The organism is Shewanella sp. MBTL60-007 (genome assembly GCF_019654915.1).
GTDB lineage: Bacteria > Pseudomonadota > Gammaproteobacteria > Enterobacterales > Shewanellaceae > Shewanella.
Genome location: NZ_BPET01000003.1, coordinates 32,742 through 50,150 on the forward strand (window position 1 = coordinate 32,742; position 17,409 = coordinate 50,150).

Here is a 17,409-nt window from a genome sequence, read left to right on the forward strand (position 1 = left end):
GAACTAAACGCCATCCTGCTAGGTTCTTGATGCCAGTGACACTATTTCTAGTAGCCTAGCCAATCAATACGACGTTCAAGTGTGACTTGGTTAACCTTCTCAACACGTACATCACCACCGTTGAAGTTACCCTTATAAATATTGACCTTGTTGATCCCTCTATGGTCATCAGGTGTCCAAGTTGCCGCTAAACAGACTCCCTCTAGCCCTTTAGGTACCCAGTTTTGACGCACATACATGCCCTTCTTAACATTCTCTCCAGTCACCCCGCCGTTAGCCTTGGCCCACTCCATCGACTCTTTCATATAGTAGGTTGAGCATACGCCACGGATATAGTGATGTAAGCGCTCCTTGTCACCAGTGTTATCAGACATCTTGGATATTTTTCGCACCAGTTCCATCCCGGGCACATCATCACTCCAGAACGGTGTCATGGTTGGGAAGATATAGTTCTTCACACCCGCGCCAGCCGCCTTAAACACTAGCTTATCGCCCCCCCAGATATTGGACATAAACTGGATATCGGTTCCCACGGTATCGCAAGACTTGATCAGTGATTGCACCGAGCCCCCTAGGTTACCGATATAACCATAGTTAGTGCCTGAGCTCTTAAGGCTTAAACATTGCGCCTTAAAGTCACCCGGTTTCATCGAGATCACAACCGGAGGCTGAACATCAAACCCTAGCTCTGTCGCATATTCTGCGCAGGCGGCTTTAGGGGCATTGGGGAAGGGATGGTTTGCGCCAATATGGGTAAACTTAGGTTTACCTTGACCGCCCTTAGCCTTCCAATCTTCAGCAGCCCACTGCACCAACCCACGACAAGAATCTGAATAGGATGCACCATAAAAGAAGTTATAAGGGGCAGGTTTCTTGGTATTTGGGTTTTTACCTTGTGGATCAGTTAAATGTCCTGAATATGACGCCGAAAAAATTGGGGTCTTATCTTTGGCTGCAAATGAGATCAACGCCTCTGTATCTGCCGTGCCCCAACCTTGCATCGCCACCATATTCTTACGAGATAACCACTTCTTATAGGAGGCAATAGCTTGGGGCACCTTGTATGCGTAATCTATGGTTTCATACTCAAGCTTAGTGCCATCAATCCCACCGTTGGCATTAATATAGGCTAATGAATCACGTACACCGTCGGCATAGGGCTTGCCCACAAATGCCGTAGGGCCAGACATATCTGCCAAGTGCCCAACAAAGATGGTTTCTTCTGCACTTGCTGCAGGACTCATAGCCAAGCAAGTCAGACTTGCACCTAATCCAATGGCTAACTGTTTTGCATGTTTGTTGTAATAATGACTCTTATACATAATTTAATCCCTTCAGTATCGTCCGTAAAAGTAAGGTTTAGAGCACCCAATGCCACACCTAGCGACCTCTGCGGCCTTATCGTCTCACTTGCATCTCTCTTGTTTTCACTCTTTAAGCTATTGAACAAGTTCGCTTTAGTAAGCAAATGGGTAAAATTTCCAATAATTTTTTATCTGTGCCCAGCGGTGAGCTAATCCCTCTGGTTCAAAAATAAGAAACAGGATGATCACTAGGCCAATGGCCATCTCTTTGATATAAGCTAAGCCATCAGTCACCATGGGAATGTTGCCCCAATCTGTGTATTTCATCAGACTGACCACGCTCTCTAACACCTCTGGTAACAACACCATAAACACCACGCCCATTAGCGTTCCCTTAATTGAACCAAGGCCACCAATAATCACCATGGCCAGAAACTGAATAGACATGAAAATCGTAAACCCTTCTGCTGACACATAACCTAAATAGTGAGCGTATAACGCGCCGCCAATGCCAGCATAGAAAGAGGATATCCCAAAGGATAACAAGCGATACTTGTTCAGCTTTACTCCCATAATTTCAGCAGAAAGATAATGATCTCTCACCGCAACAAAAGCGCGACCGTCACGGCTACGCATTAAGTTACAACCCCAGATATACATAAAAACCAAGGCAAACAGTGCGATGAAATAAAAGCTTTGGTCAGTATCGAACTCAAAACCGAATAGGTTGACAGGTGCGGCCATCGAGCCTGCTGAACCACCGGAAAACCACTCAGCCCTAGCAAAGAAATCTTCGATAATGAACTGAGCAGCAAGGGTAGCAATCGCGAGGTATAACCCTTTAATTCTCGCCGCAGGCATACCAAACATCATGCCCACCGCCATGGTTAGAAAGCCCGCAAGCGGAATACAAAACACTACAGGGATCTGAAAACTGGTGTTAAGCCAAGCCGATGCAAACGCACCGAATCCAAAAAAAGCGCCATGTCCTAACGAGATCTGACCGGTAAAGCCCACTAAAATATTGAGCCCCAATGCGGCGATCCCCAAGTAAGCAATCTGAATAAATAGGGTTAAGAAATAACCATCGAGCAACAATGGTGCACTGCAAGCTAGCGCGATCACCGCCATCATAAGTAATCGGATGGTCTTGGTTTCAAAAATGGTATTGTCGGCCTTATAGCTAGTGCGGAAATCTCCACAGGGTCGCATTGCTAAGCTAGACATAAAAACTCCTCGTACAAAAAATTAAGCCGTTACTGGGTTACTAAATACGTTCGATATCTCGAGTACCAAATAAGCCATAGGGCTTAAACCACAGGATGATTAGCAACACATAAAAAGGGGCGATATCGTACATATTGCCGATATGTAAAAATTGACTATCGAAGAACTCTGCCACGTTCTCTAATACGCCTATCACTACACCACCAACAATTGCACCGACAATCGAATCTAAGCCGCCAAGAATAACCGCAGGAAAGACCTTGATGCCTATTGATGAGAGAGAGTCAGAGACACCATTTACCATGCCGATCACAACTCCTGCGGTGGCAGACACTGTGGCTGCAATTCCCCAGCTCATGGCAAAAACTTGTTTAACCGAGATCCCCAAGCTCTGGGCGACCTGCTGGTCGAATGCCGTGGCACGCATTGCCAGGCCATGCTTGGAATACTTAAAGAACAAGAAAAAACTGACCATAATAATGAGTGCAATCACGGTGCTCATTAAGTACGCCAACTCGATATTGAGCCCAAAAATCGCAATAGACTGAGTATCGAAAACCGTTGGATAACTTTGCGGTGATACCCCAAAGATCCATTTAGTCAAAGACTGGAAGAAAATCGATAAACCTATGGTCACCATGATAACCGAGATAATCGGCTCACCAATCATGGGGCGCAGTACTATCATCTGCAGCAAGACACCGAACACCGCCATAAAACAGAGGGTGAGGAGAAATCCTACAAAAAATGGCAGCTCCATATAGATGAGAAATGCCCAACACACCCAGGCACCCACCAACAAAAACTCCCCTTGTGCGAAGTTCACAATCTGAGTGGATTTGTACACCAGCACAAAGCACATGCCAACAACACCATAAAGCAAGCCAACGATCAGACCGTTAATGATCAATTGCAGTAATAATTCAAAATTCATGATGCTCTCCTTTGCTCAATATTCCCTTTCAAAGCAGCATCTGTTGCTATCACTGTCGCTACTTTCACTTGGGTTTGGATCCGTGACTGGCTACCGTCTTGGAAGGTGATAACGGTATCGATATCAACATGAGGCTGGTTGTTATAGATGGAGTCGATGATGTCACCATACTTGTCCGCAATCACCGCGCGTCGAACCTTACGAGTACGAGTCAATTCACCGTCATCAGCATCGAGCTCTTTGTATAGCAAGATGAACTTTTTGATTTTCTGAGCTTCAGGCAAAGATTGATTTACCTGCTCCACCTCTTTGGTCAGCTGCTCATAAACCTCAGGCAAACTAGAAAGATTGGTGTAGTTGGTAAACGCCAAGCCTTGCTGCTCCGCCCACTTTGAAACGATGCTAAAGCGGATACATAAAATGGCTGAAAGGTAGGGTTTGTCCTTCCCTAGAATGACCGCCTCACCAATAAAGGAGGAGAATTTTAGCTTGTTCTCTATGTACTGAGGTGAGTATTGATTCCCTTGGCTGGTTTTCGCTAAATCCTTAATGCGGTCAATAACCACCAAATGTCCCGATGGTTTAAAGTAGCCTGCATCACCTGTATGCATCCAACCATCAATGACATCTTCATCATAAGCGGATTGATCGCCTAGATAACCAGTAAACATACCCACTGTTTTTGCGATAACTTCACCAACGCCTTCGCTATCTGTGTTAATCACCTTAAGCTCGGCGGTATCGAATGCCACCCCAACACTGTCGTAGTCGACATCATCCTCATGGTGAATGGTATATGCACCGCACATCTCCGTCTGACCATAAAGCTGCCTTAACGGCACACCTATGCTTTGGAAAAACTTAAAGGTATCGGGTCCCATTGCCGCGCCACCAGTGGCAGCAGACTTCAAAAACGAAAAACCTAATCGGTCACGTAACGCCTTCATTAATATGATGTCAGCCAGTGTCGAGCGTTTACCTTGCGCTAGAGCTTGCTCGGCACGCTTCATGGCAAAATCGAACAGCTTCTTTTTAAAGGGGGTCGAGTCCATCATTCGAGCTTGAACATCGGCTAAGATCCCCTCCCAAACACGAGGAGCGAGCAACACAAAACTGGGGCCGATTTCACGCAGGTCGGCCATCATGGTTTCCTGCTCTTCGACGAAGTTAACAATCTGGCGTGCAATCAAGGCTTGGCCGACGGCGTACACCTGCTCCATAATCCACGGTAGTGGTAGCACTGAAACATAATTGTCACCTGGCGCGCGTGGATCAGCTCTTAAATAGGAACAACAGTGATCAATAAATTTACTGCCTTGGAGTAACACGATTTTAGGCTTTGAAGTGGTGCCAGAAGTGGTGCAATAGATAGCAATATTATCCGCTTGTCCTGCGTCTACCAGCTCGTCAAAACGACGGGGGGTTTGGCTATCAACCCTCTGGCCTATCTTGTAGATCTCTTCCACATCAATAAGCCTTGGATCATCGTATTTGCGCATCCCTCTAGGATCACAATAGACAATATATTTAACCGACGGAATAAGGTCGCCAAGCTCCAGCAGTTTGTCGCACTGCTCTTCATCTTCAGCAACGACAACCTGAGCATTACTACGATTAAGCAGATATGCGACCTCCTCATGTAGTGAGTCTTGATACACGCCAAGTGAGAAACACCCTAAGGCATGGGCAGCAACTTCTCCCCAAACCCACTCAGGACGATTGTCGCCTAACAGTGCTATGGCTGCGCCCTGCTCAATGCCCAAATGTTCAAACGCCAACGACATCCACTTAACGCGATTTAAATAATCTTGCCAATTAAACTCAGTCCAGATGCCAAACTCTTTCTCTCGCATCGCGGTATCGTTACCCCAATGCTTAGCGTTGTAGCGTAAGATCTTTGGAAAGGTGTCCATATCACCCATATCAAAGCAATCTGCCGCTGATTTATCTATGGTGTTCATTAGCCAACCTCTTGTAACTGCTCGTTCTCTTCCAAGCCTAAATAAGCCTGTCTCACATGCTCATTAGCCATCACCTCATCAGGTAGGCCAGTAACGAGCTTCTTACCAAAATCCAGAACCATCACTTGGTGTGATATATCCATCACAACCCCCATGTCATGCTCAATCATGACCACAGTGATGCCAAACTCTTCGTTGAGATCTAAGATGTAGCGGGCCATATCCTCCTTCTCTTCGAGGTTCATCCCCGCCATTGGCTCATCGAGTAGAATAAGTTTTGGATTGAGCGCGATGGCTCTAGCTAACTCGACACGCTTACGCAGTCCGTATGACAGAGTACCCGCTATAGATTTACGTACATGGGAGATATCGAGAAAATCGATGATCTCTTCAACTTGACGACGATGCTGTAGCTCCTCTTTCTGAGCTGGTGATGCCCAGTACAAAGGACCTGTTAACCAATTGTTCTTCATCTGGTGATGGCGACCAACCATGATGTTATCCAATACCGACATGTGGCCAAATAACGCAAGATTTTGAAATGTTCTACCTATGCCTAGATCGGCACGATCATTTGGGCGCAGGTTTGTCACCTCTTTGTTGCCAAAATGAATGCTGCCCTGCTGCGGACGGTAACGACCTGAGATACAGTTGAGCATCGATGTTTTACCTGCACCGTTCGGCCCGATAATCGAAAACACTGAGCCAGTTTCAACCTCAAAACTCACATCTGTTAACGCTTTTACGCCGCCAAATGCTAACGAGATCTGGTCAACTTTTAGAATGGTATCTGTCACACCCTTACTCCTTTGCTTTGCAATTTAACTCCTGACCAGAAAGGCCTAGAACTTCACTGCTATGGGTATTGAATCGCCTTAGAAAGTGGCTAATACAGCGGCTAAATCCGTCGAAAGAAATGATTCCTTCGACGGATTTAGCGACTACAGGGCGTAGCGCATCGATAGTTGCGCATAATTAGAATCGACATCGTGATCGCCAATCTCAAAGTTGCCGACCTCAAAACCTACAGCCAAATGTGGAGTTAGATTTTGGAATAGGTTGACACTCCACTGACTGCGCTCAGCGTTAGTAATATCGGTTTCAACTCGGCCATAAAGCACGGTGCTTCTTAAGGTATCGGTCCAGTAGTGACGATATGCGGCAAGATAGGAGGTGGTACTCTCTACTTCTTCACCCACTAGGTCTGAAGCGGCACCAATTCCCACATAACGACCGACTTCACCTTGGTGAAATTGGAATCTAAGATCGTCTTTGCCAAATGTCTTGATACGACCAGCAATCGAGCCACCAAAAGCCGTTTCGCTATTACCTTGATTAGTGTTTAAATTGCGACCTAATGCAGAGATAGAGATGTTGCCCCAATCACCTTTAAAGTTATAACGGGCGATAACATCTGGCAGATCGTCATTGGCGGTATCGCCTCCAACACTCTCTGGGTTTTCTACCGATACTTGAAAGTTACCCATGTCATAGCGGATTTGCCCTTGGCGAATAAACGCCAACCCCACAGTTGCACCGGCAAAGTCAGCGGTTTCAGGAATCGCACTAGTATTCATAAAAGTGGTCCAGGTCTGCCCCGCAGTTAAATCTTTATACTTAATAAATGCGTGGCGTATTCTCGGGTTTGCTGAGTTCGATACAACTTGGTTGCCACCACCGCCGAGGAAGTCCATCTCAATAAAGCCCATCACGTCACCATGAACGTACTTAGTATTGAATCGTGTTTCATTGGCGAAAATTCTAAACTGCGAAGCACTCTGTTCTAGTGGTGCCCCTGTACCTATCCAAAAGTCCCGGTAACCAACATCACCATCGACATAACGGGCATCGACCTTAATGTAACCGCCAAAGGAAATCTTACCGTTTTCACCTACTTCAAAGTCATAACCTGCAGTGGCTGAACCGGCAGCCAAGCAAAGCGAACTGGCTAATGTGAGCTGTTTTATTTTAGAAATGACCATCTTTTATCCCCTTTAATGTCTGCATCCAAGATGTAGAAATCGAGCAATTGCCTCAATTGGGAATAGGTATTAATCCAGCAGTATTAATACTGACAGCCTAATACTTAAGTCGATGTGAATTATTCGCTTCGGGAGGATAAAAACGTGATATGTTAATTTTTATAACAATTAAGTAAGCCTTAAGAGCTTACATAGACAAGGCCTTACAAGATGTTTCCCAACTGGTTACTGGTCACCATTAGTATCAGCTACATTGGTTTGCTGTTTCTAATGGCATTCTTAGGTGACAAATACCGAGAAAAACTTTTTAAACAACAGCATAGTATTATCTATTCGCTCTCTTTAGGGGTGTACTGTACCTCATGGGGATTTTTAGGGACGGCGGGACAGGCGGCAGATAACTCCTTTTCCTACCTGCCGGTTTATATCGCACCGATTCTGCTATTTATTTTTGCTTGGCCATTTATTCAACGCATCATACGCGTATGCCTAAAGCTGAATATCACCTCCATTGCCGACCTCCTTGCCGCTCGATTTGGCAAATCACAACAGCTAGCAATGGTGGTAACCTTCGTTGCGCTATTTGGTACCTTGCCCTATATAGCCTTGCAGCTAAAAGCTATCGTTAATTCCTATGAGATATTACGGCAAGACCACTTATTGTCTTCGTGGCAATTAGGATTAGTGGTGAGTTTTATCCTCGCGGGATTTACCATTATTTTTGGTGTACGTGCTATCGATGTTACGGAGCGCCACCCAGGTATGATGCTCGCCATCGCCTTTGAGTCCTTCGTAAAATTAGTTGCCTACCTGACCATTGGTATATTCGTGTCTTTCTTTTTATTCGACTCGCCAATGGAGATCTGGCGTCAATCCAGCGAAATGTCCAACACGGCAACCTCATTTAACTATCCCAATATGGTGTCGATGTTTGGTCTGCTATTTATCGTCACATCGGCTTTTTTGTGTCTCCCCCGACAGTTTCAAGTGCTTATTGTCGAACTAAAAGAACAGAAACACGCGATTTGGAGTCGCTGGACCTTCCCCCTTTATATTCTTGTCTTTGCATTTTTTGCCACCCCATTGGGGCAAGCTGGCAATATACTCTATGGTGACTCGATGCAGAGCGATGCCTACGTGTTATTTTTACCCGCCTTCAGCGGCGATGCATGGTTAGGGCTATTCAGTTTTTTAGGGGCTATTTCAGCAGCCAGCTCTATGGTGATCATCTCCACTATCGCCCTGAGTACTATGCTTAGTAATGAAGTGGTCTTTCCGACCCTCTTTAAAGTCACGAATATTCAGAGCACCAATTTTCATAAGTTCCGCTCTCATCTGCTCAATATCCGCAAAGCGCTTATCTTAGTGGTGATCTTTCTAAGCTATGGCATGTTCTTAGTGGCTCCGCCGGATACACTAGCCTCTCTGGGTGAGGTTGCCTTCGGTGCCATAGCACAAATAGGTCCAGCCCTATTTGCAGCATTTTTGTGGCGCAGAGTGACCTTGGTTGGTGTACTCAGTGGCATAATAAGTGGATTTTCACTCTGGTTTTGCCTAAACCTACTACCTCAGCTCGGACTTTATTCTCATCCCTTTGCGGGCAGTGAATACTCGATGACGACTATGGCAACCTTGCTCGGCCTATTTGTGAATATCACAATGATCTGGCTGCTCTCATCATTTACCCGCCAAAGTGTTCACGAACAGATGCAGATTGCTCATTTTATCGAGCGACCAGATCTCGACAAACTACAACCCAATATCTCCCGCCAAATTAACCCAACGGAACTAGAGTTATTAGCGGCAAGATTCGTAGGAAAAGACAAAGCAGCCCAAGGTTTTCATGGTTTTTTCAGCAATCAAGTCCAACCTGTTACCGATAAAGCCAGTTACAATCAAGCACTGATTTTTTACACCGAGAATATGCTCGCAAGTGTGATGGGCTCGGCCTCTGCGCGACTAGTTATTTCCTGTGCATTAAATGGCCGCGATATCGCCATTGAAGATGTCGCTCAACTTGTGGAACAGGCCTCAAGCCACAGAACAGAATTCAGTCGTTCTGTGCTCCACAGTGCTATTGAGAATGCCAGCGAAGGGATCTCTGTGATTGATAAAGAACTCAATCTCGTGGCTTGGAACCAGCATTATCTAAATCTATTCAACTACCCAGAAGATCTGGTTTATATCGGCAGTCCAGTTAGTCAGCTTATCGAATATAACCTTAGCCATAGCCACAGGTTTCAACATGATTTACAGCAACAAGTTGAACGTCGGCTCAACTATCTACGCCAAGGTAGTCGCCACAGCACAGAGCGCATACAACCTGACGGTAAAACGATACGTATTGAAGGTAATCCAATTCCTGATGGGGGCTTTGTGATGATCTTTTCTGACATCACCATGTATCGTGAAGCTGAAAAATTACTCAAAGAAAAAAATCTCGACTTAGAGGCGCGGGTATTTGAGCGAACTAAAAAGCTTGAGCAAGCCAATTTAGATCTGGAAAAGTCGAATCAAGAACTTGCCGAGGCTCTAAATAAAATCGAACAAGCTCATCAGAAAAAGAGTCAATATTTGAAAGCCTGTAGCCATGATCTACTACAACCGCTATCTGCTGCCCGCCTGTTTTCTTCAGCTTTTGTGCAGGACTCTCAACTGACGGTTAAGCAACAACAGCAAATAGGCTATATCGATAATTCACTTCAAGTTGCTAACGAATTGCTACTGGACTTAAATGAAGTTTCGCGTATTGAAAGCGGGACAGTTGTACCTGAGATTACCGAATTTGCTTTACAGGAGCTTATTGACTCTTTAGTTGATGAATTCGGTGCGATAGCCCAAAGCTCACAGGTTAAATTCCGCCATATTACGACAAAAATGTGGGTTCGCAGTGATAAAACCCTATTAAGGCGGATCTTACAAAACTTAATTAGCAATGCCTTTCGCTATGCAGGCGATGGCACCATACTACTTGGCTACCGACGTCAGCAGGACAAGCTATCTATTCAGGTGGTTGATGATGGCCCTGGAATACCAACAGATAAACAAGCCGTCATTTTTGAGCAATTTACTAGGCTGCAGCATTCGGGACATGAAGGGGTTAACGGCTTGGGATTAGGCTTGAATATCGCTCAAGGACTTGCACATATACTCTCCCATCGTCTTACACTGTCATCGAATCTAGGTCAGGGGAGTATCTTTAGTCTGCAGCTAGATACTGTGCAGCCTCACCGGATCAGCACAAGTAAAGCTCCAGTGGATATTCTTACCTTAAGCGGCGTACATGTGCTGTGCGTTGACAATGACCCCAACGTATTGGCGGGCATGGTTGAATTATTGCAAAGTTGGAAGTGCCATGTGCATCAAGCGACATCTGCCCAGCAAGCCAAGACTCTATTTAGTCAGCATGCAGCCCACATCGATATAGTACTAATGGACTATCAGCTAGAAGATAATCAAAACGGCCTAGACTTGATGCAACAATTACAAGCTGAATCAGACTTACCGCTGCCGGCTATCTTGATCACAGCGACTATAGATGAAGCCGTTGTATTGCGAGCCAAAGAGATGGGCTATGGATACTTACGCAAAATAATCAAGCCCATTGCCCTCAGGGCGGTGATGAGTGCCACACTAGCAAGAAGCCTACGCAAAAATTACGCGGCACCACCGACTATCTAATAACTATTTAATGATTATTGACGCAAAGGTTAACCTAAAGCGGTGTCGAGTGAGTGCTTATCCAGTTGCAATTGATTCATAGCTATAACAGCTTGGGTGCGTGTGTGCACACCTAGCTTTAAGAAGATCGCACTGGCATGAGCTTTAATAGTGGCCTCTGATAACCCCAACTCATATGCAATTTGCTTATTCAATAAACCATCCGCAAACATCATTAAAATTCGATGTTGCCTAGGTGATAGGCTAACGATTTTACTTGTCATGCTATCGGCTTCAATCGCCTCAATATTACCACAACCTGATGGCACCCACTGTCGGCCAGACAATACCGCTGAAATAGCCTTCACCATGTTATCAGCAGAGGTGGACTTAGGAATAAAGCCCATAGCCCCAAATGACATACTTTTACCTATCGTGTTCTTATCTTCCTGACCAGAAATCACCACAACTCCCATCTGTGCATGACAGTTTCGGATATTAACTAAGGTATTAAACCCATGGGCCTTAGGAATATTCAGATCAAGTAACAATAGATCAGCATCAGGGTGCACCTTGAGAATTGCATCTAATTCAGCAACCGTCTCTGCTTCATATAAACTAACACCGTCGAAGTGTACGGTTAGAATATTGACCAGCGCCTGCCTAAATAGTGGATGGTCATCAGCTATTATTATTTTTAGTGGCTGTAACATGTTCGATCCCTCATCAGTCCATTTTTTCAGTCTACCCCATTACTTATTATTATCAACTTGCCCCAATTCTTATCAACTGACTACAAAATCATGATTATATCCTTTATTACAATAACTTAAACCAACCACCCCACCTATTCCCTACTTGTTAAGTCAATGAAACATAGACTTATTAACTAGATATATCGTTAAATATTTTTGCTAGAGAGAGTGCTTGCGCCGAGCTGAATAGATTTCATCAAGCTTAAATTCACCTATAGAGCTTGTGCATAAACTCGGACTCACATATTCTAAATTTAAGCAGTTTGTTTAGAATTAGTTTTAAATTTCAAACGATAAGGAGCGTCGAATTGCCAAATAAAACGGCGTTAGTACTTGGGGGCGGTGGCGCAAGGGCTGCTTACCAGATTGGGGTGCTCAAGGCGATAGTACAATTTTATCCACGCAACCACGGCATTCCCTTTAGGATCGTCTGTGGCACTTCTGCTGGTGCCATTAACGCCACCTCTATTGCGACCCATGCATCTTGCTTTCACTTAGGGGTTAGAAAACTCGAGTGGGTATGGCGCAACATTCACGCACGTAAAGTCTATCGCGCCTCGATTCCAGGCGTGCTAAATCACTTAAGTAAGATGGCCTTAAAAGGCCTACAGAGCGATGGGGCCTCTAGCAGTGCAGGCAGTCTATTTAACAGTGACCCCCTAAGAAAATTACTCAGTGAATTAATCAGCTTCGAGCGCATCGATCGTAATATTAGTAGCGGTGCCCTAGAAGCTGTCAGTCTCGATACCTCTTGCTATAACAACTCGCGCTCGGTCACCTTTTTTCAGGCCAATGCCCATCTCGACAATTGGCAAAGAGATAGGCGACACGGCATACGTACTCGGCTCAATACCGACCACCTATTGGCAAGCTCAGCTATTCCTATGGTATTCCCCTCTATTCGATTAAATCAGGAATACTATGGTGATGGCTCGGTGCATCAACTGGCACCACTAAGTAGCCCTATTCATTTAGGGGCCGAGAAGATAATGGTGATTAACCTTGAAAGCCCCCATAAAATTCAACCCAAAGAGCTTGAGCACCATCCAAAAACCGCCACTATTGCGGGTCACCTGCTCGATACCATCTTCTCTGATACCCTCAATAGCGATCTGGAAAGACTTGAGCGGATCAACAACACTCTCTCGTTAATCCCAGAGGAAAGTAAGCAGAAATTGGCGCTAAAGAATATTGAAACCTTAGTGATTAAGCCCAGCGAAGATCTTAGCGCCATGGCTTCACGCTACTTTCAAGATATGCCCTTCGCCATTAAAACTATGATGAAAGTATTAGGGATCAACGAACATTCGGAGTCGAGTATCATCTCTTACTTACTGTTTGAGCAAGGTTATTGCAGCTCGTTGATCGAACTAGGCTATGAAGATGCCATGTGCCAAATAGATGAGATAAAGCATTTTTTCAATATTAGTTAGCCTTGGGATTGTTCAATAAAACGACTTTAGCGGCGCTTTCTCCCCAATCTCGATAGATAAGCTCTCCCGGGTGAAATCCATCTATCGCCATCGCCTCAGCATCAAGCTGGTGACCAAAGTCTAATAGAGTAAACCTCTGTTCTTGTTTCGAAAAATGCTCTAAATGCCGATTAAACTCTTGACTGCGACGGCCTAAGAACCAGCGCAGAGGTTGTGGAAGTACCGGAAAGTCGCCCATGGGGGGCACACGGGTCAGTACTAATGTCTGACAACCCAGCTCAGCAATTAACAACTCAACAAGCGCCTTTTGCTGGCCAATCCATCTCTTTGCAGATAGCGGACTCAACACGTCGTTGACCCCAAGAGAGACCACCACAACGTCGAAGCGAAGGCTTGATTGTGAAGCCACCTCTGCCTGCAACATTCTCATTGCCTGAGCCGTATTGTATCCGGACTGCGCCAAAAGCCGCCACTGGATGCGATACTCATGAGCGAGTGCCTGTGTCACCACGCCTATCAAGGCTTGTTGCTGATCTTCGACACCAACTCCCGCCGCTGCCGAGTCGCCAAACACTAATAGTGATAACTCGGAGCCTTCACCTATGCGCCCCACTCTAGGACCAGCCGCCTCTGGCAATTTAGGTGTACTGCGTTTGACTCTTTTGCCCTGTAGAAACAGCAAAGGCGCTAAAAGGATAAAAATAAGGTAATGCACTCATTCGCCCCTATTGGATTAACGGTGGCTAATCAATAGCCCTAAAAGAATGCTTCAACTTTAACCTTAAACTATAGCTCTAAACTACGATTGCAACACGACAACACTAGCCTTGCAGCAGGAAGATCTCTGCCTTCTCTATTCGTCTTGGTTTACCCAATAAGATGAGAATATCTCCCGGTTTTATCTGCCAATCGAGCTCAGGATTTTCCACCTCTGCGCCAGCTCGCCTGACCGCCCTCAACTCGACCCGTAGCTTTTCCCAAGGGATCTGAGACAAGGTCAACCCCACAGCATTAGCGCCCTTAGGTAGAGCTACCGCATGCAGTAACTCCAAGGTAAAGTCGGTTTCCGCTCCCGAAAAGAAGCCATGTAAATATTGATAATGATTACGCCGCTCTGATTCGAGCCGCTTTAAAATACGTGCTAAGGGCACACCACATTGATACAAGACCTGCGACACCAACATCAGACTGCCTTCGAGTGTTTCTGGGATCACCTGACTGGCTCCTGCTCGCTCAAGCTCCTCCATTCCAGAGTCATCGCGGGTACGCACCAGAATCTTAGCGTCAGGAGCAAGCTGCCTACATAGGGGCAAGACCTCCTCGAGTACGCGCTCGCTGCTAAAAGTCAGCACGATAAGCTTGGCATCCCGTATTTTTGCCTGCTTAAGAATACTTCTCTTACAGACATCGCCAAAATACACTGGCTCTCCGGCCGTTCTCGCCTCAGAGACTCTTTTTGGGTCAAGATCGAGTACTAGATAGGGAATCGCCTCGGTTTTCATAAACCTTGCAATGGTTTGACCAACACGGCCATAACCTAAGATCAATACCAAATCGCCTTTACTGTCTATCTGCACATTGAGTGGCTCGCTGGTCTGTGCTTTAGGTTTTAAGCCCTGTAGCATTCTGGCGATATCCACACTATGACGCACCAACCAAGGTGCGAGCGCCATAGATAACACAGCAACCATCACCAAGATGGTACTTATCTTGGCATCAAGCAGCTGATAATTTACCGCTAGTGCCAGCACCACAAAACTAAACTCCCCCACCTGCGCCAAGCTAAGAGCCGTAGCCACCGATGTGCGAAATGACTCTTTAGCAAACTTCAGTAAGGAAAAAATTACCAGTGACTTGCCTAGGATTACGGCTATGAGAATAAGGATGATCTGCCACCAATACTGGGCGACTAACTGGAAGTCCAGCAACATACCTATTGAGATAAAAAACAGGCCCATTAACAGGTCGCGAAACGGACGAATATCAGCCTCAAGCTGACGTCGATATTGGCTCTCCCCCAGTAGCATCCCCGCCATAAAGGCACCTAATGCCATCGATAACCCCAGCCATTGGGTGATAGCCCCTGTTACTAAGGCGACCACTAAGGTAGACAAGACAAACAATTCATTAGAGCGTGAGCGAGCGACTTCATCGAACAACTTTGGCAGAGCCCACTTACCAAAAGCCATCAAGGCAATAAAGGCGAGTCCCCCTTTGAGCAAGCCAAAAACCACGTCACTCCACATCAGAGCTTCGCCGTCGCTAGCCAAAATAGGCATTAAAATCAATAAAGGAACAACTGCAATATCTTGAAATAACAGCACACTGACAGACAGCTCGCCGTGTCGACGCCTGAGCCACCCCTGCTCATTAAGCAGTTTAAGCACGATTGCAGTAGAGGAAAGCGCAATCGCCGAACCAACGACAACAGACTCTGTCACACTAAGGTTACATAGCAAGGCGATGCCCATACTCAAAACAGTGGTTACAACCACCTGAGCGCAACCTAAACCGAATACTGTGCGCCGCATAGCCCAGAGCCTAGGCAATGAAAACTCAAGCCCTAGACTAAACATCAATAACACTACACCGAGTTCGGCAACAGACTGCATCTGATGCTGGGTAAACCAATAAAAACCGCTTGGACCGCTTATCACCCCCGTCACCAGATAAGCCAGAATCGCTGGCAGCCCGGCGCGCCTCAATATGGCAATTGACACAATAGCAATAACCAACATCAGCAATATTTGAATGAGAAAGCTGTGTTCCATACCTGCGGTCTACTCCTTAGCTTAAGCTTATCGATATTTGTCAAAATACCGACACCTTGTTTTCATTCGCTTAACTAGAGATTAACTGAATGACAAATAAAGACAAATGATTATTCCTACCACACGACTTCACCTTTCCAACTCGATGCTGTACAAGTCCAGTACAGTTAACCTAGTAGATAATGAAAAATGAACACGGACTCATATAATTGAGTCAAGACTAAAACAAGGTAAGAGACTTATAATATTATATAAAACCATAAACACCTCTGTGATTAACCAAGTTGTTTTATGGTTATAGGCTACTGTTCGATAACGATAGAGAAAGGTGAGAAGCCTAGTCAATTAGTCTATAAACTCGGTCTTTTTTCACGATGAATCTAATGTGCAATATATTGCAGGCACGATTGTTGCTTATTTCATAGGTAAGTCACTTTAAAGCTGTAACGACAACACTGGAGTACACACAAATGGAACTTGGCCTAGCAACGGAGTCCAGCCCTATTCAATACCGCCAGACTACAAATATAGCAATGTCGATGCCGTTGGAGATAGATCTAGTCAATATTATCCAGCAACTGCATCAACACTTAGATCCTAGGACGGTATTTGCCTGCTTCGGCCAGATAATGGGACAACACTTGCCGCTCTATGGTGTGCGCCTAAGTTATAAACAGTATCAATTTCATTGGGGTAAGCCATATGGCTACGCCTTCGAACAGAAGCTAACCTTTGCTGGGCACCAAGTTACGATTAACTATAATCTAAAAGCCGCTTTAGTGCCGTCACAAACCTTGATGTTAAACCAGCTTAAAGAGCTCGTACTGCAACCGCTGATTAACGCTATTCAGTACCAAGAAATGTCACAGCAGGCGATGTACGACGCACTAACTAAGCTCGGCAATCGCCATTACTACCTACAATCCGTTAGGAAAGAGATTGCACGCGCAGAGCGCAACCATAGCAGCTTTTCTCTTGTGGCATTAGATCTGGATAACTTCAAACAACTTAATGACGACTATGGTCATCAGTTAGGTGACAATGCCTTAATTGAGTTTTCAGACATGCTCAACGCCACCATAAGAGATACTGACCAAGCGTTTAGAATTGGCGGAGATGAGTTTACCCTGTTAGTTCAAGGCGATGCGAAAGCGACAGAAATTTTATGCCAGCGGATCCTAAATGCACTGAGTAACCACCACTACTTAGAAAGGTATCAAGTCAGTACGAGTATGGGGGTCACTCAATGGCAAAAGAAAGATACCGAGCAGAGCCTGTATCAAAGAGCTGATAACGCTTTATATGAAGCAAAAGCGGCAGGACGGCAGAGCTATCGGATTTGTGCCGCCTAAGTGTGAGTCTATTGCTAACGTCTCGATATC

At 45.5% G+C, this 17,409-nt stretch carries 12 protein-coding genes; 3 read left to right on the top strand and 9 right to left on the bottom strand.

The genetic code is table 11. The annotated features are described in order from the left end of the window. Positions 1-47: 47 nt before the first annotated feature. The 6 genes from K5Q92_RS01540 to K5Q92_RS01565 form a co-directional block, all read right to left on the bottom strand. Positions 48-1,244, bottom strand: coding sequence for an ABC transporter substrate-binding protein (locus K5Q92_RS01540; RefSeq protein ID WP_220767359.1), 1,197 nt, complete (start codon positions 1,242-1,244; stop codon positions 48-50). Positions 1,245-1,457: 213 nt separating this feature from the next. Next, a complete protein-coding gene (locus K5Q92_RS01545; protein ID WP_220767298.1) occupies positions 1,458-2,531 on the bottom strand; it encodes a branched-chain amino acid ABC transporter permease in 1,074 nt (357 codons plus the stop codon). A 40-nt stretch (positions 2,532-2,571) separates the two neighbouring features. Beyond that, positions 2,572-3,465 carry a branched-chain amino acid ABC transporter permease gene (locus K5Q92_RS01550; RefSeq protein ID WP_220767299.1) on the bottom strand — a complete coding sequence of 298 codons (894 nt, stop codon included), beginning with the start codon at positions 3,463-3,465 and terminating at the stop codon, positions 2,572-2,574. Continuing rightward, a complete protein-coding gene (locus K5Q92_RS01555; RefSeq protein ID WP_220767300.1) occupies positions 3,462-5,426 on the bottom strand; it encodes a long-chain fatty acid--CoA ligase in 1,965 nt (654 codons plus the stop codon). The genes K5Q92_RS01550 and K5Q92_RS01555 overlap by 4 nt, the downstream gene beginning before the upstream one ends. Continuing rightward, positions 5,426-6,223 carry an ABC transporter ATP-binding protein gene (locus tag K5Q92_RS01560; RefSeq protein ID WP_220767301.1) on the bottom strand — a complete coding sequence of 266 codons (798 nt, stop codon included), beginning with the start codon at positions 6,221-6,223 and terminating at the stop codon, positions 5,426-5,428. The genes K5Q92_RS01555 and K5Q92_RS01560 overlap by 1 nt, the downstream gene beginning before the upstream one ends. Positions 6,224-6,367: 144 nt before the next feature. Beyond that, complete coding sequence (locus K5Q92_RS01565; RefSeq protein ID WP_220767302.1) at positions 6,368-7,408, bottom strand: DcaP family trimeric outer membrane transporter; 1,041 nt, start codon at positions 7,406-7,408, stop codon at positions 6,368-6,370. A gap of 210 nt (positions 7,409-7,618) precedes the next feature. On the opposite strand from K5Q92_RS01565, the gene K5Q92_RS01570 reads away from it, so the two are divergent. Continuing rightward, positions 7,619-11,089 carry a PAS domain-containing hybrid sensor histidine kinase/response regulator gene (locus K5Q92_RS01570; protein ID WP_220767303.1) on the top strand — a complete coding sequence of 1,157 codons (3,471 nt, stop codon included), beginning with the start codon at positions 7,619-7,621 and terminating at the stop codon, positions 11,087-11,089. 29 nt (positions 11,090-11,118) lie between these two features. Here K5Q92_RS01570 and K5Q92_RS01575 read toward each other — a convergent pair whose 3' ends face one another. Then, the gene (locus tag K5Q92_RS01575) at positions 11,119-11,781 is read right to left on the bottom strand and encodes a response regulator transcription factor (RefSeq protein WP_220767304.1); all 663 of its coding nucleotides are present in this window, start codon (positions 11,779-11,781) and stop codon (positions 11,119-11,121) included. A gap of 350 nt (positions 11,782-12,131) precedes the next feature. Here K5Q92_RS01575 and K5Q92_RS01580 point away from each other — a divergent pair, with 350 nt between their 5' ends. Beyond that, complete coding sequence (locus tag K5Q92_RS01580; protein ID WP_220767305.1) at positions 12,132-13,256, top strand: patatin-like phospholipase family protein; 1,125 nt, start codon at positions 12,132-12,134, stop codon at positions 13,254-13,256. Here the strand turns inward: K5Q92_RS01580 and K5Q92_RS01585 are convergent. Both K5Q92_RS01585 and K5Q92_RS01590 read right to left on the bottom strand, forming a co-directional pair. After that, positions 13,249-13,971 carry an SGNH/GDSL hydrolase family protein gene (locus K5Q92_RS01585; RefSeq protein ID WP_220767306.1) on the bottom strand — a complete coding sequence of 241 codons (723 nt, stop codon included), beginning with the start codon at positions 13,969-13,971 and terminating at the stop codon, positions 13,249-13,251. The two genes, K5Q92_RS01580 and K5Q92_RS01585, sit on opposite strands and share 8 nt — an antisense overlap. Positions 13,972-14,077: 106 nt before the next feature. Next, on the bottom strand, positions 14,078-16,027 hold the full coding sequence (locus tag K5Q92_RS01590; protein ID WP_220767307.1) for a monovalent cation:proton antiporter family protein: 1,950 nt from the start codon (positions 16,025-16,027) through the stop codon (positions 14,078-14,080). 470 nt (positions 16,028-16,497) lie between these two features. On the opposite strand from K5Q92_RS01590, the gene K5Q92_RS01595 reads away from it, so the two are divergent. Beyond that, on the top strand, positions 16,498-17,379 hold the full coding sequence (locus K5Q92_RS01595) for a GGDEF domain-containing protein (RefSeq protein WP_220767308.1): 882 nt from the start codon (positions 16,498-16,500) through the stop codon (positions 17,377-17,379). Positions 17,380-17,409: the final 30 nt, after the last annotated feature.